Origin of the sequence: Stenotrophomonas sp. JAI102, assembly GCF_013409105.1 — a bacterium.
GTDB classification, from domain to species: Bacteria; Pseudomonadota; Gammaproteobacteria; order Xanthomonadales; family Xanthomonadaceae; genus Stenotrophomonas; species Stenotrophomonas maltophilia_AA.
The window spans coordinates 1272095-1290539 of the sequence record NZ_JACCCI010000001.1 but is presented as its reverse complement, the minus strand read 5'-3'; the positions used below and the strand labels follow the sequence as shown (position 1 = coordinate 1290539).

The 18445-nt window shown below is 67.1% G+C and carries 15 protein-coding genes; 9 read left to right on the top strand and 6 right to left on the bottom strand.

Translation table 11 applies throughout. From position 1 onward, the window contains the following. Positions 1 to 10 precede the first annotated feature (10 nt). On the top strand, positions 11 to 985 hold the full coding sequence (gene secF / locus HDC96_RS05930; RefSeq protein WP_179459156.1) for a protein translocase subunit SecF: 975 nt from the start codon (positions 11 to 13) through the stop codon (positions 983 to 985). Positions 986 to 2262: 1277 nt separating this feature from the next. Further along, positions 2263 to 3522 (top strand): enoyl-ACP reductase FabV, encoded by a 1260-nt coding sequence (gene fabV, locus HDC96_RS05920; RefSeq protein ID WP_179459155.1) that lies wholly within the window; start codon positions 2263 to 2265, stop codon positions 3520 to 3522. 193 nt (positions 3523 to 3715) lie between these two features. Here fabV and HDC96_RS05915 read toward each other — a convergent pair whose 3' ends face one another. The 3 genes from HDC96_RS05915 to HDC96_RS05905 form a co-directional block, all read right to left on the bottom strand. Beyond that, on the bottom strand, positions 3716 to 5785 hold the full coding sequence (locus HDC96_RS05915) for an EAL domain-containing protein (protein ID WP_179459154.1): 2070 nt from the start codon (positions 5783 to 5785) through the stop codon (positions 3716 to 3718). A 92-nt stretch (positions 5786 to 5877) separates the two neighbouring features. Further along, positions 5878 to 7062 (bottom strand): NAD(P)/FAD-dependent oxidoreductase, encoded by a 1185-nt coding sequence (locus HDC96_RS05910; protein ID WP_179459153.1) that lies wholly within the window; start codon positions 7060 to 7062, stop codon positions 5878 to 5880. Next, complete coding sequence (locus HDC96_RS05905; RefSeq protein WP_088433134.1) at positions 7059 to 7610, bottom strand: YaeQ family protein; 552 nt, start codon at positions 7608 to 7610, stop codon at positions 7059 to 7061. The genes HDC96_RS05910 and HDC96_RS05905 overlap by 4 nt, the downstream gene beginning before the upstream one ends. 41 nt (positions 7611 to 7651) lie before the next feature. Here HDC96_RS05905 and HDC96_RS05900 point away from each other — a divergent pair, with 41 nt between their 5' ends. Further along, a complete protein-coding gene (locus HDC96_RS05900; protein WP_179459152.1) occupies positions 7652 to 8536 on the top strand; it encodes a pseudouridine synthase in 885 nt (294 codons plus the stop codon). A gap of 160 nt (positions 8537 to 8696) precedes the next feature. Here the strand turns inward: HDC96_RS05900 and HDC96_RS05895 are convergent, their stop codons facing one another. After that, positions 8697 to 9164, bottom strand: coding sequence for a YaiI/YqxD family protein (locus tag HDC96_RS05895; protein WP_179459151.1), 468 nt, complete (start codon positions 9162 to 9164; stop codon positions 8697 to 8699). Positions 9165 to 9464: 300 nt separating this feature from the next. Between HDC96_RS05895 and HDC96_RS05890 the strand changes: the two genes are divergently transcribed. The 4 genes from HDC96_RS05890 to HDC96_RS05875 all read left to right on the top strand — a co-directional run bounded on the left by HDC96_RS05890 (position 9465) and on the right by HDC96_RS05875 (position 12779). Then, positions 9465 to 9674 (top strand): cold-shock protein, encoded by a 210-nt coding sequence (locus HDC96_RS05890; RefSeq protein ID WP_017356920.1) that lies wholly within the window; start codon positions 9465 to 9467, stop codon positions 9672 to 9674. Positions 9675 to 9835: 161 nt separating this feature from the next. Next, a complete protein-coding gene (locus HDC96_RS05885; protein WP_179459150.1) occupies positions 9836 to 10528 on the top strand; it encodes a glutathione S-transferase in 693 nt (230 codons plus the stop codon). A 37-nt stretch (positions 10529 to 10565) separates the two neighbouring features. Then, positions 10566 to 12131, top strand: a complete 1566-nt coding sequence (locus tag HDC96_RS05880) for a YdiU family protein (protein WP_179459149.1) — start codon at positions 10566 to 10568, stop codon at positions 12129 to 12131. A gap of 111 nt (positions 12132 to 12242) precedes the next feature. Beyond that, positions 12243 to 12779, top strand: a complete 537-nt coding sequence (locus HDC96_RS05875) for an adenine phosphoribosyltransferase (protein ID WP_179459148.1) — start codon at positions 12243 to 12245, stop codon at positions 12777 to 12779. 185 nt (positions 12780 to 12964) lie between these two features. Here the strand turns inward: HDC96_RS05875 and dbpA are convergent, their stop codons facing one another. Together dbpA and HDC96_RS05865 are read right to left on the bottom strand one after the other, a co-directional pair. Then, on the bottom strand, positions 12965 to 14347 hold the full coding sequence (dbpA, locus tag HDC96_RS05870) for an ATP-dependent RNA helicase DbpA (RefSeq protein WP_176989779.1): 1383 nt from the start codon (positions 14345 to 14347) through the stop codon (positions 12965 to 12967). Between the two features lie 33 nt (positions 14348 to 14380). Further along, positions 14381 to 15457, bottom strand: coding sequence for a YeiH family protein (locus HDC96_RS05865; RefSeq protein WP_179459147.1), 1077 nt, complete (start codon positions 15455 to 15457; stop codon positions 14381 to 14383). Between the two features lie 104 nt (positions 15458 to 15561). Between HDC96_RS05865 and HDC96_RS05860 the strand changes: the two genes are divergently transcribed. Next, positions 15562 to 16458, top strand: a complete 897-nt coding sequence (locus tag HDC96_RS05860) for a LysR family transcriptional regulator (protein WP_179459146.1) — start codon at positions 15562 to 15564, stop codon at positions 16456 to 16458. 35 nt (positions 16459 to 16493) lie between these two features. After that, the gene (locus HDC96_RS05855; RefSeq protein ID WP_179459145.1) at positions 16494 to 18377 is read left to right on the top strand and encodes an ATP-binding cassette domain-containing protein; all 1884 of its coding nucleotides are present in this window, start codon (positions 16494 to 16496) and stop codon (positions 18375 to 18377) included. The last annotated feature ends 68 nt before the right edge of the window (positions 18378 to 18445 follow it).

The following is an 18445-nucleotide window of genomic DNA, read 5'->3' as shown; positions in this document are numbered from 1 at the left end:
AATAGAAACCATGAAACTTTTCCCGTTGCATCTGATCCCGAACGACACCAAGTTCGACTTCATGCGCACCCGCTGGGTAGCCGTGTCGCTGGCGGCGCTGGTCTTCATTGCCGCCATCGGCTGCATTGCCTTCAAGGGCTTCAACTACGCGCTGGACTTCACCGGCGGCACCGTGGTCGAAGTGCGCTTCGACAAACCTGCTGACGTCGATGCCGTCCGCGAGCATCTGGAAGGTGCCGGCTATGCCGGTGCCCAGGTGCAGAGCTTCGGCAGCGGCAGCAACCTGCTGATCCGTCTGCAGCCGCAGGAGATGGCCGCTGGCGAGAATGCCGGTGAAGCCAACAGCCGTACCGCCCAGGCCGTGCAGAAGGCGATCTCGGTGGAGGGCAACCAGGCCGCCATCGTGGGCGCCGAGTTCGTGGGCCCGCAGGTCGGCAAGGAGCTGGCCCTGAACGGTCTGTACGCGGCCCTGTTCGTGCTGATCGGCTTCCTGATCTACATCGGTTTCCGCTTCGAGTGGAAGTTTGCGACGGTGGCGATCATCACCACCTTGTTCGACGTGCTGGTGGTGGCCGGTTACTTCTCGCTGAGTGGTCGCGAGTTCGATCTGACCGTGCTGGCGGGTCTGCTGGCGGTGATGGGCTTCTCGATCAACGACACCATCGTGGTGTTCGACCGTGTGCGTGAGAATTTCCGCAGCCTGCGTGTCGAGCCGCTGGAAGTGATGAACCGCTCGATCAACCAGACGCTGTCGCGCACGATCATCACTTCGCTGGTGTTCTTCCTGTCGGTGCTGGCGCTGTACCTGTACGGCGGTGGTTCGCTGGAAGGGCTGGCGCTGAGCCAGATGATCGGTGCGGTGGTCGCTACGTTGTCGTCCATCTTCCTCGCCTGCCCGCTGCTGACGATGGGCGCGCTGGCGGTGAGCAAGCAGGATCTGCTGCCGAAGGCCAAGGACGTGGAAGCGCTGGAGCGTCGTCCGTAAGGGTTTTGGTGGTATGAAACAGCTGAAAGGCCGCGCATTGCGCGGCCTTTCTTTTTGTTCAGAGCCTAAAGCGGCGCCTCGGGTTCTCACGGTTGGAGGGCGACGGGTAGCGCTGTGCTGGACCCGCCGTGAACCCATCCCTGGGGGCTCGTGAGCGGCATCCATGCCGCTCCAACGGTCCTGCACATCGCCACCCGTCACCCTCCAGAGACGGGGCTGGATGGCGGTAGGTGAAGCGAAGCCAGGGCAGGGTCGGGCAGAGCGTGCGCGGTCCTCGGCATGATGCCCGCGTCAGGGCCAGTTGGCGCAGACAACCATTGCTGCTACCAACTGATGTGTACGAGGAAACAATCGGGCGGGATCCTTCGAGGCCATGCGTGGCTGCTTCGCAGCGGACCGGAGCGCGCACTGCCGCTATGCGAAGCAGGGTCTCATTGAGGCCCTACTTTTCGGTGCAGAAACAGGCTGTACGTCTCTGTCGTGCCGAAGATCGCAAACTCCGTCATTTGGCAGATCAACGACATATGCGCCCGAGCGGGTGTGCTGCGAACGTAATCGATATGTGCAAGGCCATAGAGGCCCAGTGCTGTGAAGAAGCCATGTCAATCGACGTGCCTGGTGGAGGTGGGGATGTCAGATCGTCCACCACGACATGACCGGTTAGTAGATCGACCGACCCCAGACCTAGCGATTCGTGAAAGAAGTAGATACATCCGAAGGCGGTATAAGCGAATGCGTGTGTGTTTGAGCTTGAGAACGTTTCATCTCCGTCGAACGTCTGGTCAAGAACGGGGGCAAGATCATCAGGGAGGCAGAGTTGGATGCGCCCTCAACGCATGACGCATCGGCCAAAGCGCCTATAGAGCTCAATCAACTGCTGGGGCAGCACGTGTTCTGCTCGATCCAGCTCGTCGGGTCTCAACGCAAGGGTGAGCTCCGGGCTCCCGTACCTTTTGATGGGGTAATCAGTGAATTTGCTCATAGGTCCAGTTAGATTGTCGGCGCTGCCAGGCGGGTGATAACGAGCCGACGGCGGCCCGGTCAGAGGCCATATCACGCGGGGTATCAAGGGTAGAGCCACGCCATGCGTGGCTGCTCTCCCATCCGCACCGGTCCCAGGCCCACAGGGAACAACACAGTCCCATACACCCCCGTCGGTTGTACTCCGCGGCGCTGCGCACTACGATCCCTTGCGTTCCGCGCAGCCGCTCCGGTGGCGCGCGACCTCCCTTTTCATCGCGCCGGTCCGCCCTGCGCCAGTCCCCCTCGAGGTTTACATGGTCATCAAACCGCGTGTGCGCGGCTTCATCTGCGTCACCACCCATCCCGTCGGCTGCGATGCGGCCGTCAAGCAGCAGATCGATTACATCCAGTCCAAGCCGAAGATCGCCAACGGCCCGAAGAAGGTGCTGGTGCTTGGCGCCTCCACCGGCTACGGCCTCGCCGCGCGCATCACCGCCGCCTTCGGCAGCGATGCCGCCACGCTGGGGGTGTTCTTCGAGCGCCCGGGCACCGAGACCAAGCCGGGCACGGCTGGCTGGTACAACACCGCCGCGTTCCACAAGTACGCCGAGCAGGCCGGCCTGTACGCCAAGAGCGTCAATGGCGATGCCTTCTCCGACGAGGTCAAGGCCAAGGTCATCGAGCTGATCAAGCAGGATCTCGGCCAGGTCGACCAGGTGGTGTACAGCCTGGCCGCGCCGCGCCGCAAGCATCCCAGGACCGGTGAAGTGATCAGCTCCACGCTCAAGCCGATCGGTGCGCCGATCACGCTGCGTGGCCTGGACACCGACAAGGAAGTGATCACCGAGACCACGATCGAGCCGGCGACGCCGGAAGAGATCGCCGGCACCGTCGCCGTCATGGGCGGCGAAGACTGGCAGATGTGGATCGATGCGCTGCTGGAGGCCGGTGTGCTGGCCGAAGGCGCGACCACCACGGCGTTCACCTACGTCGGTGAGGAGATCACCCAGGCGATCTACTGGAACGGCTCCATCGGCGCGGCCAAGAAGGACCTGGACGAGAAGGTCGTCGGCCTGCGCCAGAAGCTGGCCCCGATCGGGGGCGATGCGCGCGTGTCCGTGCTCAAGGCGGTGGTCACCCAGGCCAGCTCGGCGATCCCGACGATGCCGCTGTACCTGTCGCTGCTGTTCAAGGTGATGAAGGCCAAGGGCACGCACGAAGGCTGCATCGAGCAGCTCGATACGCTGTACGACATCCTCTACGGCGGCAAGGACGCGGGCACCGCCACCGAGCGCCTGCGCCATGACCTGGTCACCGACGGCGGCCGCCAGGTCGCGCTGATCGATGATGCCGGCCGCCTGCGCGCGGACTACAAGGAAATGGCGCCGGAGGTGCAGGGCGAGGTGGTCGCGCTGTGGCCCCAGGTCACCAACGAGAACCTGTACGAGATCAGCGATCTGGCCGGCTACAAGGCCGACTTCCTGCGCCTGTTCGGGTTCGGCGTGGAAGGCGTGGATTACGACGCCGACGTCGCGACCGATGTGAAGATTCCGAACCTGGTCGAGATGGCCTGATCGGAAGGATGGATGCCGACCAACGGTCGGCATCTACCCGCGCGGTGCACAGGCGGATGCGTGCGCGTGGCGCCCAGCGCAGCCCGTGCGGTGCGCCCATCGATGCGCGCGCGGTGCCTCAGCGAACCCGCGCGGTGCGCCCTTCGATCTGCGGCAGAAGGTAGGTCACGACCGTTGGTCGTGACGCTTCCAATCAGCTGAAATCGAAATTCATCGCCGGACCGGCGGGGCCGACGAACTCGCCCTGCACGTAATCCACGCCGGCACTGAACAGCAGGCTCATCGAGTTGGCATCGGCGACGAACTCGGCGATGGTCTGGATGTTGGCCGCCTGCGCACGCGCGGTGATCTCGCTGATCTTCTCGCTGTGTTCGCGGGTGCTGGCGAAATCGCAGGTGAAATCGCGGTCCAGCTTGAGGAACTGCGGCTGGAAATGCGCCAGCAGCTGGAACGAATCCAGCCCCGAACCGAACTGCTCCAGGCCGATCCGGCAGCCCAGTGGCGCGACCGCCGCCAGGAACTGTTGTGCGTTGCGCAGATGGGTGAACACCTTGGCCTCAGGCGCGTGCAGCCACAGCTGTTCGCCCGGCACGCCCTGGGCCTGCAGTTCGCGGCGCAGGGTGGCGATCATCTGCGGATCGTTGAACGATTCCGGGGTGATCTTGACCATCATGTGGGTGACATGGCCCTCGCGCCTGCGCGCGGCGAGCATGCCGATCGCGTGCGTGACCACCCAGCGGTTGATGTCGGCCAGCAGGCCGTGATCCTCGGCGATGCCCAGGAACGCGGTCGGGCTGAGCAGCTCGCCGTTGTGCTCCAGGCGCAGGTACGCCTCGTACAGCTCCAGCGCCTCGCCCTGCAGGTTGAGCACCGGCTGGTAATGCAGCTGGAAGCCATCGCCTTCCAGCGCCTGGCGGATGCGTGCCACCCAGTGCTGGATGCGCTCTTCCTCCACGCGGTCCACCGCGGCCGGGTCGAATACCCGCGTGGTGTTGCCCAGTTCCAGTGCGGCCTGCGTGCACTCCGTCGCGCGGGCCAGCACCTGGCCGATGCTCGCGATCTTCTCGCCGACCTGCACGCCGCCCACGCTGACCGTGACCGTGGCCGAGCGCTCGCCGATGCTGAACACCTGCGCGGCGAAAGCGTCACGGATCTGGTCGGCCAGGGCGACGGTCTGCGCATACGCGCCCTCCGTCAGCACCGCGAAGCTGTGTTCGCCGAAGCGGGCCACCTGGGCGCTGTCGCCAACCGATTGGGCCAGCACGCGGGCGAGGGCGCCGATCAGCGCATCGGCCGAGTCCAGGCCGATCTCCGGCAGCAGGCGCGCGTAGTGATCCGGCTCGATCAGCAGCAGGCCGAAACGGCCTTCGCTGCGGCCGGCCTGGGCGACCGCGTTCTCGACGTGCAGCATGAAGGTCGGCCGGTTGAGCAGGCCGGTGACCTGGTCGCGCTGGCGCAGGTCCTCGACCTCGCGCGCCAGCTCCGGGTCGAATTCCATGCGCCGACGGAACACCACCTGCAGGCAGGACTCGCCCTCGTAGCTGGCCTGGGTGAACTCCATCGTCGCCGGGAACACCGCGCCGTCCTGGTTGCGCGCATCCACCTGGTACTGCGGGGGCGGGGCATCGCCTTTGCTCATCGACTTGAGCAGCTGCTTGAAGCCGTCCACGTGCTGCGGGGCGACCATGTCCAGCAGCGAGATGCCTTCCACATCGTCGAAGGTCTCGTAGCCGAACATCTCCAGGTAGGCCTCGTTGGCCCGGATGTGCATGCCTTCATGGACGTAGGCGATGGGGTCGCGCGAGGAGGAGATCAGCGCATCGCAGCGGCGCTCGGTCTCGCGCATCTGCGCCTCGATCCGGCGCAGCCCGCGGCGCGCATGCAGATCGGTCCATTCGTTGCGGACCACGGCCAGCAGGTGCTCCGGGCGGTGGCGCAGGGCAATGGCGCGGATGCCGTTGGCGCCGGCCTCGACCCACTCGTTTTCGTTGATCGATTCGGCCAGCAGGATCATCGGGATGTCCTTGCCACTGGCGGCGATCTGCTGGGTCACCTGCAGCAGCGGGATGCTCTGCGCGGCGGCGACCAGCACCAGGTCGATCGGCTGGGTGCCCAGCACCTGGGCCAGTTCCTCGCTGTGCTGCGGGCGCGTCGGGCGCACCGCGATGCCGCTGTTGCGCAGCGTGCTGACGATGGTCTCGGCGTTCTCGCCGCTGTCGTCCACGATCAGCAGGCGGACCGTCATGTCATTCGCGTTCTGCATTCACTACTCCCCGGACTGCAAACTTGATACACGATGCGTGTGACTACGTCCATGCGGCAAACGGTAGCCGATCACGGAACGTTCGTTCCGGCTCAGGCCACGCTGCCCGCGGCATGGCCACAGGCCCAGGCCCACTGGAAGTTGTAGCCGCCCAGCCAGCCGGTCACGTCCAGCACTTCCCCAATAAAGTGCAGGCCGGGAACCAATTGTGATTCAAATGTACTGGAGGACACCTTGCGGGTGTCGACCCCGCCCAGGGTCACCTCGGCGGTACGGTATCCCTCGGTGCCGCTGGCCACCAGCGGGAAATCCTGCAGCAGATTGGCGGCCGCGCGCAGCTGCGGTTCGTCGATCTGGCGCACCAGCCGGTCCGGCAGCCAGTACTCGCACAGGCGCAGCGCCAGCCGGCGCGGCAGCACCTCGGACAGCACCGTGCGCAGCTCGGCGGCACCGCGCTCGGTCTTCATCCGGCGCAGCCAGTCCAGCGCGTCCTGGCCGGGCAGCAGGTCCAGCCGCAGCTCGTCGCCGGGCTGCCAGTACGAGGAGATCTGCAGGATCGCCGGGCCGCTGATGCCGCGGTGGGTGATCAGCATGGAATTGCGGAACTCGACGTCGTTGCAGCGCGCCGTGATCGGCAGCGCCACCCCGCTGAGGTCATGGAAGCGCTCCTGGTGCTTGCCGCTCAGGGTCAGCGGCACCAACCCGGCGCGGGTCGGCAAGACCTCATGGCCGAACTGGCGGGCCAGCTCATAGCCGAAGCCGGTCGCGCCCATGCTCGGGATCGACAGGCCGCCCGTGGCCACCACCAGCGAGGCGGCATGGAAATGCCCCTGCGCGGTGTGCACGTGGAAGCCGTCCGCGCCACGCTCCACCTTCTGCACGCCGCAGTCGGTGCGGATCTGGACGCCGGCGGCCTGGCATTCGTCCACCAGCATCTTCACGATCTGCTTGGAGGAGATGTCGCAGAACAGCTGGCCCAGCTCTTTTTCGTGATACGCGATGCCGTGCCGCTCCACCATCTCGATGAAATGCCAGGGCGTATAGCGGGCCAGCGCGGATTTGCAGAAGTGCGGGTTGGCCGACAGGAAGTTGGCCGCCGTGGTGCCGGTATTGGTGAAGTTGCAGCGCCCGCCGCCGGACATCAGGATCTTCTTGCCGACCTTGTTGGCGTGGTCGATCACCTGCACGATGCGTCCGCGCCGGCCCGCCGTGAGCGCGCACATCAGCCCGGCTGCACCGGCCCCGATGACCAGCACGTCGCAGCGGATCACACTCACGCCTGCGGCTTCTGCTTGCGCCAGGTCGGGATGACGCTGAGCTGCGCCTTGTCGGACGTCAACTGCACTTCGCCGTCCTGGATCTGCACGTCCCACTGCATCGTGCGTTCGATCTGCGCGCCCCATTCGGTGACGAACTCGCCCGGCAGGTCCATGACCTCCAGCGTGGACAGCTTCTTCAGCGCGGAGGCGTTGCGGTCCCACCAGATGTCGGCGGCGCGGCCACCATAGGTGACCAGCTGCACCGCACGCGCGCGGCCGGCGGCCTTGCGCAGGCGCGACTCGTCGGGCTGGCCCAGTTCGATCCACAGCTCGATGTCACCGGTGTAATCGCGGCGCCACAGGTCCGGCTCGTCGTCCACGCTCAGGCCGCGGCCGAATTCCAGCCGGTCATCGGCGTTCAGCGCGAAGGTGAGCAGGCGCACCATCAGGCGGTCATCGGTCTCGGACGGGTGCTGGGCCAGCGTCAGCGTGTGGCTGGCGTAATAGCCGCGGTCCATGTCGCTGATCTGCAGTTCGGCCTTGCGGATGGTGGCGGTGAGGGCCATGGGGATACCTGAAACAAAGAGCGCCATGATAATGGTTCGCCATGAGCCCGTCCGATCCGATCCTCGCTGCCCCCGCTCCCAGCCGCCTGCAGTTGCCGCCGGGCGACTGGCCCAGCCTGCTGGACGGGCTGTGCGCGCGCTTCCCTCGCATCGACCGCGCGCAGTGGGTGGACCGGTTCGCCCGCGGGCGGGTGCAGGATGTGCAGGGCAGGGCGCTGCGGCCGGATGCTGCCTGGCAGGTCGGGCGGGAGATCGTGTATTTCCGTGAAGTGGCCGATGAGCCTGTGATTCCATTCGTAGAGGCCATCGTCCACCAGGACGCGCACCTGCTGGTCGCCGACAAGCCGCACTTCCTGCCGGTCACCCCGGCCGGAGGATACGTGCGCGAGACGCTGCTGGCCCGGCTGGTGGCGCGCACGGGCAACCGGGATCTGGTGCCGCTGCACCGCCTGGACCGGCTGACCGCCGGGCTGGTGCTGTTCTCGACCCGGCCGGACAGTCGTGATGCGTATCAGCGGCTGTTCCGCGAGCGCCGCATCGACAAGGTGTACGAAGCGCAGGCGCCGGGACTGCCCGAACTGCCGTTCCCGCTGGAGCGCCATACCCGGTTGGTCCCCGGCGAGCCGTTCTTCCGCATGGCCGAGGTGCCCGGTGAGCCCAATGCCCGGACCCGCATCGAGGTGATCGACGGCGCTGGACCGGTCTGGCGCTACCGGCTGCACCCGGTGACCGGCCGCAAGCACCAGCTGCGCGTGCACATGGCAGGACTGGGCGCGCCGATCCTGGGCGACGATCTGTACCCGGAGCTGCTCGCGGATGCGTCGGCGGGGGTGCCGCTGCAGCTGCTGGCCAAGGAACTGGCGTTTGATGACCCGGTCACCGGGGAGCGGCGCGCGTTCTGCAGCGGGCTGTCGCTTCACCTGTAGGGCCGGCCGCTGGCCGGCTGCCGGGGATCTCTGGATCGATGCTGTGGTCAGCAGGGGCTGCGGAGGAGCCGGCCAGCGGCCGGCACTACCCACAGCGGGCGCTCAGCCATGCCGGACCCGGTCCACGCCGGACCCTTCGCCTGCTGACGGTTCATCATCCTTAACGCTTGGCCAGCCAGCGGTCCAGCTGCGCCGCGAAAGCCTGCTTGTCGCGCGCGTGCAGGGGCGCGGGCCCGCCGGTCTGGATGCCCGAGCCGCGCAGTTCCTCCATGAAATTGCGCATCGACAGCCGCTCGGCCATGTTGTCGGCGGTGTACAGCTCGCCGCGCGGGTTCAGCGCGACCGCGTGCTTGTCCAGCACCAGCGCCGCCAGCGGGATGTCCTGCGTGACGACCAGATCGCCGGGCTGGACCCGTTCCACGATCACGCTGTCGGCCACGTCCAGGCCCGGCGGTACCTGGATCGAGCGGATGAAACGGGACGGCGGGGTCCGCAGCCAGTGGTTCGCGATCAGGGTCATCTCGATCCCGGCGCGTTCGGCCGCGCGGAACAGAATCTCCTTGATCACCGCCGGACAGGCGTCGGCGTCCACCCAGATGTGAACTTTAGGGGCAGGGGCATCGGTCATTTGGCTGATCTTAAGGTAGGAAAAATCTGAATAGGGGGTGGGATTTCGTGTAAGATCGGCCGACCCCTTGTCCTGTCAGGCGAGAAGGGGGGATGGCTGAATAAACCAGCTATCGCTTTTTCGGTAAAACACGAGTATCGTCATCCACACTGTGTTTGCTAGGGTCACCGTGAATCGTGGCCTGGTGCAGTTGATCTCACGATCTGCTCATCGATCCGCTTTACCAACGCCTGCAACTCAGTCTCGGCTCCGATACGCGGCGGCCGCGATTATTTCAACTATTGTTTCAGGAGTTAGTACATGTCTGATCGTCAGCAGGGCACCGTGAAGTGGTTCAACGACGCCAAGGGCTTCGGCTTCATCACCCCGGAAAGCGGCCCGGACCTCTTCGTGCATTTCCGCGCGATCCAGGGCACCGGCTTCAAGTCGCTGCAGGAAGGCCAGAAGGTGACGTTCGTCGCCGTCCAGGGCCAGAAGGGTATGCAGGCTGACCAGGTGCAGGCGGTCTAATCGACCCCCCGCCACCGTAAGGTCGCCTAAAACGCCGGAAGCGAAAGCTTCCGGCGTTTTTTATTGGGCGGCATCCGGCCATGGTCGACGCAGACCGTGTTGACGACGTCATCCTCCCGGCCGCCCGGTTACGATGCCGCTTTGACCCTGCGGAACCGTCGATGATCAAGGTGCACCATCTGGACCACTCGCGCTCGCTGCGCGTGCTGTGGATGCTCGAAGAGCTGGGCCTGCCGTACCAGGTCGTCAACTATCAGCGCGACCCCAAGACCTGGCTGGCGCCGCAGGCGTTGCGCGATGTGCACCCGCTGGGCAAGTCCCCGGTACTGCAGGACGACGCGCTGGTCCTCGCCGAATCCGGTGCGATCCTGGAATACCTGGCCGATCGCTACGACAGCGGCCGCCAGCTTTCACCCGAGCCGATGCCGGCACAGGCGGCCGAGCGCGTGCGCTACCGCTACTGGATGCACTACGCCGAGGGCTCGGCGATGCCACCGCTGGTGATGACGCTGGTGTTCGCGCGACTGCGCAAGGCACCGATGCCGTTCTTCGCCAAGCCGATCGCGCGCTCGATCGCCGACAAGGTGATGAAGGGCTTCGTGGGTCCGCAGGTGAAGCTGCACATGGACTGGATGGAGCGCGAGCTTGGCCAGTCGCCGTGGTTCGCCGGTGAGCGCTTCACTGCCGCCGATATCCAGATGAGTTTTCCGATCCAGGCCGCCGCCGCGCGCGGTGGCGACATGGCCGCCTACCCACGGCTGCAGGCGTACCTCGCGCGTATCGAGCAGCGTCCGGCGTACCAGCGTGCGGTGGAGCGCGGCGGTCCGTTGAACCTTGGCGGCGGTTCGCGCTGAGCTTGCGGGGCAGCCTGGCTGCCCCCACTTCATAGCGATGAGCACCCAGCCCCTGCATTTCGACAATCGCTTCATCCGTGACCTGCCCGGCGACCCGGAAACCGGCCCGCGCGTGCGTGAGGTGCGCGAGGCCGCGTGGTCGTCGGTCATGCCGACCCCGGTCGCGGCACCCCGGCTGCTGGCGTACTCGCCGGAGGTGGCCGCACTGCTCGGCATGGGCGAGGACCTGATCGAGAGCGCCGATTTCGCGCGGGTGTTCGGTGGCAATGCGTTGTATGCCGGCATGGCGCCGTGGGCGGCCAACTATGGCGGCCATCAGTTCGGGCATTGGGCGGGGCAGCTCGGCGATGGCCGTGCGATCTCGCTGGGCGAGCTGCTCACGCCGGACGGTGCGCACTGGGAACTGCAGTTGAAGGGCGCCGGGCGCACCCCGTATTCGCGCGGTGCCGACGGACGTGCAGTGCTGCGTTCGTCGATCCGAGAGTTCCTCTGCAGCGAAGCGATGCATCATCTCGGCGTGCCGACCACGCGCGCGTTGAGCCTGGTCGGCACCGGCGATGCCGTCGTGCGCGATATGTTCTATGACGGCCACCCCGAGGCCGAACCCGGCGCGATCGTCTGCCGCGTCGCGCCGTCCTTCATCCGCTTCGGCACCTTCGAGCTGCCGGCCTCGCGCGGCGACACGGGGCTGCTGCGGCAACTCGCCGATGTCTGCATCGCGCGGGATTTTCCTGCGCTCGCCGAGCTGGGCGACGCGCGCCATGCGCGCTGGTTCGGCGAGATCTGCGAACGCACCGCGGTGCTGGTCGCGCACTGGATGCGGGTCGGCTTCGTGCACGGGGTGATGAACACCGACAACCTGTCCATTCTCGGGCTCACCATCGATTACGGCCCGTACGGCTGGGTCGAGGATTACGATCCCGAGTGGACGCCCAACACCACCGACGCGCAGGGGCGACGCTATCGTTTCGGCACGCAGCCGCAGGTGGCGTACTGGAATCTCACCCGGCTGGCACAGGCACTGGCGCCGCTGTTCGAGGATGTCACGCCGCTGCACGACGGGCTGGCGCGCTTCCAGCAGGTGCATGCCGACTGCGAGCGCGCCGATATCGCCGCCAAGCTGGGCCTGGACCGCTGCCGCGATGCCGATGTGGCGTTGATGGCGGCCTGGCTGGAAATCCTCCACGAGGGCGAGATGGACATGACCCTCGCTTTCCGCGGCCTGATGGCGCTCGATCCCGCGTCGCCTTCCGTGGCGGTGCTGGAGGAGGCCTTCTACAGCCCGGCACGCCGCGAAGCGGTGCTGCCGTCATTGCAGGCGTGGCTGCAACAATATGCGGCGCGCCTGCGTGCCGATGGCCTGAGTGTGCAGGCGCGGCAGCAGCAAATGGGTCGTGCCAATCCGGTCTACGTGCTGCGCAACTGGCTGGCCCAGGAGGCGATCGAACGGGCGGAGCAGGGTGACCTCAGTGGCGTGCATACGTTGCTGGAGGTGCTGCGCCACCCCTATGACGTGCAGCCCGGGCGCGAGCACTTCGCAGGCAAGCGGCCGGAGTGGGCGCGTCAGAAGGCCGGCTGCTCGATGCTGTCCTGCAGTTCCTGATCTGACGCAGCGGACAGGGCGGAATGAACCGTTCTGCCGCATGCCCGGTCGTGTGAGGCGCTGCGGCAGGAGGCTCGGTTACCCTATGCCACCCTGTTCGTTTCCAGACCCATGACCGAGTCTTCCGCCACGCCCGCCTGGGCCGGCCGCCTGCGCGACATCGCCGATTTCCCCAAGCCGGGCATCCTGTTCAAGGACATCATGCCGCTGCTCGCCGATGGTCCGGATTTCGCGGCGGCCATCGATGCGATGGTCGCGCCCTGGCGCGATGCCAACCTGCAGGCGGTAATGGGGATCGAATCGCGCGGCTTCATCCTCGGCGCGGCGATGGCGCGGGTGCTGGGCGTGGGCTTCGTGCCGGTACGCAAGCCGGGCAAGCTGCCGGGCAAGGTGCTGCGCCAGGACTACACCCTGGAATACCGCACAGACCGCATCGAAGTGCACGCCGATGCCTTGCCGGCCGGCGCGCGCGTGCTGGTGATCGATGACGTGCTGGCCACCGGCGGCACCCTGCTGGCGGCGTTGTCGCTGGCCCGCCAGCTGCAGGTCGAGGTGGTCGGTGCGGCCGTGCTGGTGGAACTGGCCGGCCTCGGCGGCCGCGAACGCTGGACGAGTGACGTCCCGCTGCTGGCCAACCTGGTCTATTGACCGCGGAATCCGCGGCGACCCGGCCGCGTCCGGTAGTGCCGGCCGCTGGCCGGCAGCCCATGCATCATCTCGTAGTGCCGGCCGCTGGCCGGCACCTCAAACGCCCCGACGAAGGCGCAGCCGACCAGCGGTCGGCTCTACAGAATGCGTGAAGCAGTCAGCCGACCAGCGGTCGGCTCTACCGCTCAGACATCCATCTTCCGCACGCGGAACCGGCGGCCCTTGATCTTGCCGGCCTCCAGCTGGGCGATCGCCCGGCCGGCCTGCTCGCGTGCAATGGCCACGTACGAGCGCGTGGCGTAGATATCGATCTTGCCGATGTACTTGGCCGCCAGCCCGGCGTCGCCGGTCAGCGCGCCGAGGATGTCGCCGGGGCGCAGCTTGTCGGTCTTGCCGCCGTCGATGCGCAGCGTGGTCATCGCCGCCTGCGGCAGCACCGGCGGGCGGGCGGTGGCCAGCGGCGTCTTCTGCCAGTCCAGCGGCTTGCCCTGGGCGGCTTCCAGCGCATCGGCACGGCTGCGCTCGCGATGCGTCACCAGGCTGATCGCCAGGCCCGTGGCACCGGCGCGGCCGGTACGGCCAACGCGATGCTCATAGGTCTCGATGTCGGTCGGCAACTCGTAATTGATCACCGCGGCCAAGTCCTGCACATCCAGCCCGCGGGCGGCGACGTCGCTGGCGACCAGCACGTTGCAGCTGCGGTTGGCGAAACGCACCAGCACTTCGTCGCGGTCTCGCTGTTCCATTTCGCCGTGCAGCGGCAGCGCGGAGAATCCGAACTGCTGCAGCGAAATGGCCACATCGTCCACGTCGCGGCGGGTGTTGCAGAACACCACGGCCGATTCCGGCGTGTACTTGAGCAGCAGGCCGGCCAACGCCTTCTGCTTCAGCGCCAGCTCGGTCTCGCAGAACAGATGGCGGATCGCCGGCGCATGGTCGGCGCCTTCCACGGTGACTTCCACCGGGTCACGCAGCAGCACCCGGGCGATCTCGCGGATCTCATCCGGGAAGGTCGCCGAGAACAGCAGCGTCTGGCGGTCCTTGCTGGTGCGGCCGGCGATCTCGCGGATCGGCTCCTCGAAGCCCATGTCGAGCATGCGGTCGGCTTCATCCAGCACCAGGGTGGTCACGCCGCCCAGGTGCAGGACGCGCTTGCGGCCCAGTTCCTGGATGCGCCCGGGGGTGCCGACGACCACCTGCGGATCGTGCGCTTCCAGCGAGGCCAGCTGCGGGCCCAGCGGCATGCCGCCGGTCAGCACCAGCAGTTTCAGGTTCGGGATGCCGGTGGCCAGCTTGCGGATCTGCTTGCCGACCTGGTCGGCGAGCTCGCGGGTCGGGCACAGCACCAGCGCCTGCGCGCGGGTCACGGACGGATCCAGCGCCTGCAGCAGGCCCAGGCCGAAGGCCGCGGTCTTGCCACTGCCGGTCGGGGCCTGTGCGATGACATCGCGGCGCTCGAGGATGGCCGGCAGGCTCTGGGCCTGCACGGGGGTGAGCGAGGTATAGCCCATGGCATCGATGCCGGGCAGCAGCGCTGGTTTCAGCGGCAGGGAGGAGAATTCAGACATGCGGTAGTGTCGCAGAAGTCCGCCCGGCGTGCCTCAGCCCAGCAGCGCGTGCACGCCGAGATTGATCCCCAGCCCGCCCGCCAGCAGCCAGCCGAACAGCAGCAGCGCGAGCAGCAGCGGCTTCATCCCGGCCCTGCGCAGGGCCGAGGCGTGCGTGGTCAGGCCGAGCGCGGCCATCGCCATCGCCAGCAGCACGGTGTCCAGATCGACCGCGGCGGCGACGACGGCCGCCGGCAGCAGCTGCAGCGAATTGAGCCCGGCTACGGCCACGAAGCCGAACGCGAACCAGGGCACCACGATCTTCGCGCGCTGGCCGTCAGCGGCTCCCGCGCGGCCCCGTGCCAGCAGCATCGACAGCCCGATCAGGAACGGCGCCAGCATCATCACCCGCACCATCTTGGCGATCACGGCAGTGTCGGCCGCCGGCGCACTCACCGCGCGCCCGGCAGCGACCACCTGGGCGACCTCATGCACGGTCGAGCCGGTGAATACGCCGTAGGTCTGCGCGCCCATCGGAATCCAGCCGTGCGTCAGGTTGAGCTGGTAAAGCGCCGGATACAGGAACATCGCCAGCGTGCCGAACACCACCACCGTCGAGACGGCCACGGTCACCTGCTCGGTGCGCCCGCGCACCACCGGCTCGGCCGCCATCACCGCCGCCGCACCGCAGATCGCGCTGCCGGCGCCGATCAGCAGGGCGCTCTCCTTGTCGATGCCGAACCACCGCGTGCCGGCCCACCAGGCCAGCGCGAAGGTGCTGGTCAGTACCAGCGCATCGATCAGCACGCCGCTGGCGCCGACCTGGCCGATGTCCTGGAAGGTCAGGCGCAACCCGTACAGCACGATGCCCGCGCGCAGCAGCCAGTGCTTGGCGAATCCGACCCCGGCGCCGGCCTGGGTGGCCAGGCGGGGGTAGAGAGTGTTGCCCACGGCGATGCCGAGCACGATGGCCAGGGTCAGGGCACTGATCCCGTGCGCCTGCAGCCACGGCAACGTCGCCAGGCCCATGGCGGCGGCAGCGACGGCCGCAGTCAGCAGCAGCCCGGGCAGACGGCCGCGCCAGCGCTGGGCGATGGAGGGTGAGGGCGGGGCGGCGGCAGCGGTATTCACAGAGGTCTCCGGTCAGATCACAGGCCCAGCCTGCGCGCCGCCAAACGACCTGTAAAACGCATTACTCATGTCATTTCAACCCGTTTGGTGCGTTAATGGCTCGAATGCATCTCACCCTCCGCCAATGGCAGGTGTTCGTCTCCATCGCCGACGCCGGCACCACGGCCGCCGCCGGGGCGCAGCTGGCGTTGTCGCAGTCGGCCACCAGCGCCGCGCTCAATGAACTCGAGCACCAGCTGGCCAGCCCCTTGTTCGACCGGATCGGCCGCCGGCTGGTGTTGAATGCACAGGGGCGGGCCCTGCTCGATCCGGCCCGTGCGCTGTTGGTGGCTGCCACCGATCTGGAGCGGGTGGCGGGAGTGGGGCAGGCCAACGCCGGCCCGCTGCCCCTGCTGCTGCGGCTCGGGGCCAGCACCACGATCGGCAATTACCTGCTGCCGGCCCGCGTCGCGGCACTGATGAGGCACACCCCTCAGGCGCAGGTCGACCTGCGGATCGGCAACAGCGCCGACGTGGTCACCGCGGTACAGCGGCTGGAGGTGGATCTGGGCCTGATCGAAGGCCCCTGCCACGAGAGTGGCCTGCAGGTGCTGCCGTGGCAGCGCGACGACCTGGTCATCGTGGCCGCTGCGGCATCGGTGCCCGATCGCATGGACCTCGCTGCGCTGGCGCGGGCGCGCTGGTTGCTGCGTGAGCCGGGCTCGGGCACCCGCGAGGCGGTCGAACAGGTGCTGTTGCCGCACCTGCACCATTTCGCCCGTTCGATGCAGCTGGGCAGCACGGAGGCGATCAAGCAGGCCGCCGCGGCTGGCCTCGGGCTGGCCTGCCTGTCGCGACATGCCGTGGCCGATCTGATCGCGCTGGGCAGCCTGACGGTTGTCGACACGCAGGTGCCGCCGATGTCTCGCCAGCTCTGGGTGGTGCGGCATCCGGGCAAGCGGGTGCCCCCGCCGCTGCGGGCGCTGCTGGGGCTGCCTGCGGACGCGTTCGGTCGGGAGTAAGCGACGCGGTTGCCGCCAGACCGTACAATGGTCGGATGCCTCTGATTACTCTGCAAAACGTCGACTTCAGCGTCGGCGGCCCCCTGTTGCTGGAAAAAGCCGAACTGTCGATCGAGCCGGGCGAGCGTATCGCCCTGATCGGGCGCAATGGCGCCGGCAAATCGACCCTGCTCAAACTGCTGTCCGGCGATCACAAGCCCGATGATGGCGAAGTCCGCGTGCAGCAGGGGGTGCGCATCACCCGCCTGGAACAGGAGGTGCCGCACGGTGCCGCCGGCAGCGTCTTCGACGTGGTCGCCGACGGCCTGGGCGAACTGGGCCAGTGGCTGGCCGAGTTCCATCACCTGAGCATGGCCGACGATTTCGACGGCGATGCGCTGTCGGCCGTGCAGGCCAAGATCGACGCCGCCAACGGCTGGGGCCTGGACCAGCGCGTCAGCGAGACCCTGACCAAGCTCGACCTGGATGGCGAGGCCGAATTCGCGCGCCTGTCCGGCGGCATGAAGCGCCGCGTGCTGCTTGGCCGCGCGCTGGTGTCCTCGCCGGATCTGCTGCTGCTCGACGAACCGACCAACCACCTGGACATCGAAGCCATCGACTGGCTCGAAATGTTCCTCAAGAACTGGAACGGCAGCGTGGTGTTCGTCACCCATGACCGTCGCTTCCTGCGTGCACTGGCCACCCGCATCGTCGAGATCGACCGCGGCCAGGTCACCAGCTGGCCGGGCGACTGGGCCAACTACGAGCGTCGCCGCGAAGAGCGCATGAACGCGCAGGCGCAGGAAAACGCGCGCTTCGACAAGCTGCTGGCGCAGGAAGAAATCTGGATCCGCCAGGGCATCAAGGCCCGCCGCACCCGCGACGAAGGCCGTGTGCGCCGCCTCAAGGCGATGCGCAACGATCGCTCGCAGCGCCGCGAACTCGGCGGCAACGTGCGCATGGAAGCCGCGCAGGCGGAGAACTCCGGCAAGAAGGTCATCGACGTCAAGGACATCTCGTTCGCCTTCGGCGAGCGCGTGATGGTCAAGGATTTCAGTACCGTCATTCTGCGCGGCGACCGCATCGGCCTGATCGGGCCGAACGGCAGCGGCAAGACCACGCTGCTCAAGCTGCTGCTCGGCGACCTGCAGCCGCAGAGCGGTGAGGTGCGTGCCGGTACCAACCTGCAGATCGCGTATTTCGATCAGTACCGTGCGGTGCTGCGCGAAGACTGGACCGCGATCGAGAACGTGGCCGAGGGCCGCGATTTCATCGAGTTCAACGGCAAGCGCAAGCACGTGCATGCCTACCTGCAGGACTTCCTGTTCTCGCCCGAGCGCGCCCGCGCGCCGATCACCCGTTTGTCCGGTGGTGAGCGCAACCGCCTGCTGCTGGCCAAGCTGTTCGCGCAGCCGTCCAACCTGCTGGTGATGGATGAACCGACCAACGATCTGGATGTGGAAACCCTCGAGCTGCTCGAAGAGCTGCTGAGCGATTACACCGGCACGTTGCTGCTGGTCAGCCATGACCGTGACTTCCTGGACAACGTGGTGACCTCCACGATGGTGATGGAAGGCGACGGCGTGGTCGGCGAATACGTCGGCGGTTATACCGACTGGCAGCGCCATGCCGCACGCGTGGCCGCCGCGGCGGCGTCAGCACCGGTGGTGGCGGCCAAGCCCGTTGCTGCGGCCGCTGTCGCGGCGGCACCGGCCGAGCCGAAGCGCAAGCTGAGCTACAAGGACGCGCGTGAGCTGGAGCAGCTGCCGCTGAAGATCGAAACGCTGGAGAAGGACGTGGAAGGCCTCACCGCCGCGATGAACGACCCCGCGTTCTATCAGCGCAGCGCTGCCGACATGGCCGCGCACAATGCGAAGCTGGCCAAGGTGCAGGCCGAGTTGGATGCCGCATACGCGCGCTGGGAAGAACTGGATGCGTAGAACCGACCGTGGTCGGCTGGCAGTGCCATACCGGTAATGCCGACGTTGCCATGCCGGTAATGCCGGCC

What these genes read in the sequence shown, in the direction of transcription:
- HDC96_RS05860 (WP_179459146.1), top strand. Translation starts at nt 15,562, where the DNA reads ATGCATCTCACCCTCCGCCAATGGCAGGTGTTCGTCTCCATCGCCGAC.
- HDC96_RS05855 (WP_179459145.1), top strand. Translation starts at nt 16,494, where the DNA reads ATGCCTCTGATTACTCTGCAAAACGTCGACTTCAGCGTCGGCGGCCCC.
- HDC96_RS05905 (WP_088433134.1), bottom strand. Translation starts at nt 7,610, where the DNA reads ATGGCCCTCACCGCCACCATCCGCAAGGCCGAACTGCAGATCAGCGAC.
- HDC96_RS05900 (WP_179459152.1), top strand. Translation starts at nt 7,652, where the DNA reads ATGAGCCCGTCCGATCCGATCCTCGCTGCCCCCGCTCCCAGCCGCCTG.
- HDC96_RS05895 (WP_179459151.1), bottom strand. Translation starts at nt 9,164, where the DNA reads ATGACCGATGCCCCTGCCCCTAAAGTTCACATCTGGGTGGACGCCGAC.
- dbpA (WP_176989779.1), bottom strand. Translation starts at nt 14,347, where the DNA reads ATGTCTGAATTCTCCTCCCTGCCGCTGAAACCAGCGCTGCTGCCCGGC.
- HDC96_RS05875 (WP_179459148.1), top strand. Translation starts at nt 12,243, where the DNA reads ATGACCGAGTCTTCCGCCACGCCCGCCTGGGCCGGCCGCCTGCGCGAC.
- HDC96_RS05890 (WP_017356920.1), top strand. Translation starts at nt 9,465, where the DNA reads ATGTCTGATCGTCAGCAGGGCACCGTGAAGTGGTTCAACGACGCCAAG.
- HDC96_RS05885 (WP_179459150.1), top strand. Translation starts at nt 9,836, where the DNA reads ATGATCAAGGTGCACCATCTGGACCACTCGCGCTCGCTGCGCGTGCTG.
- HDC96_RS05915 (WP_179459154.1), bottom strand. Translation starts at nt 5,785, where the DNA reads ATGCAGAACGCGAATGACATGACGGTCCGCCTGCTGATCGTGGACGAC.
- fabV (WP_179459155.1), top strand. Translation starts at nt 2,263, where the DNA reads ATGGTCATCAAACCGCGTGTGCGCGGCTTCATCTGCGTCACCACCCAT.
- secF (WP_179459156.1), top strand. Translation starts at nt 11, where the DNA reads ATGAAACTTTTCCCGTTGCATCTGATCCCGAACGACACCAAGTTCGAC.
- HDC96_RS05880 (WP_179459149.1), top strand. Translation starts at nt 10,566, where the DNA reads ATGAGCACCCAGCCCCTGCATTTCGACAATCGCTTCATCCGTGACCTG.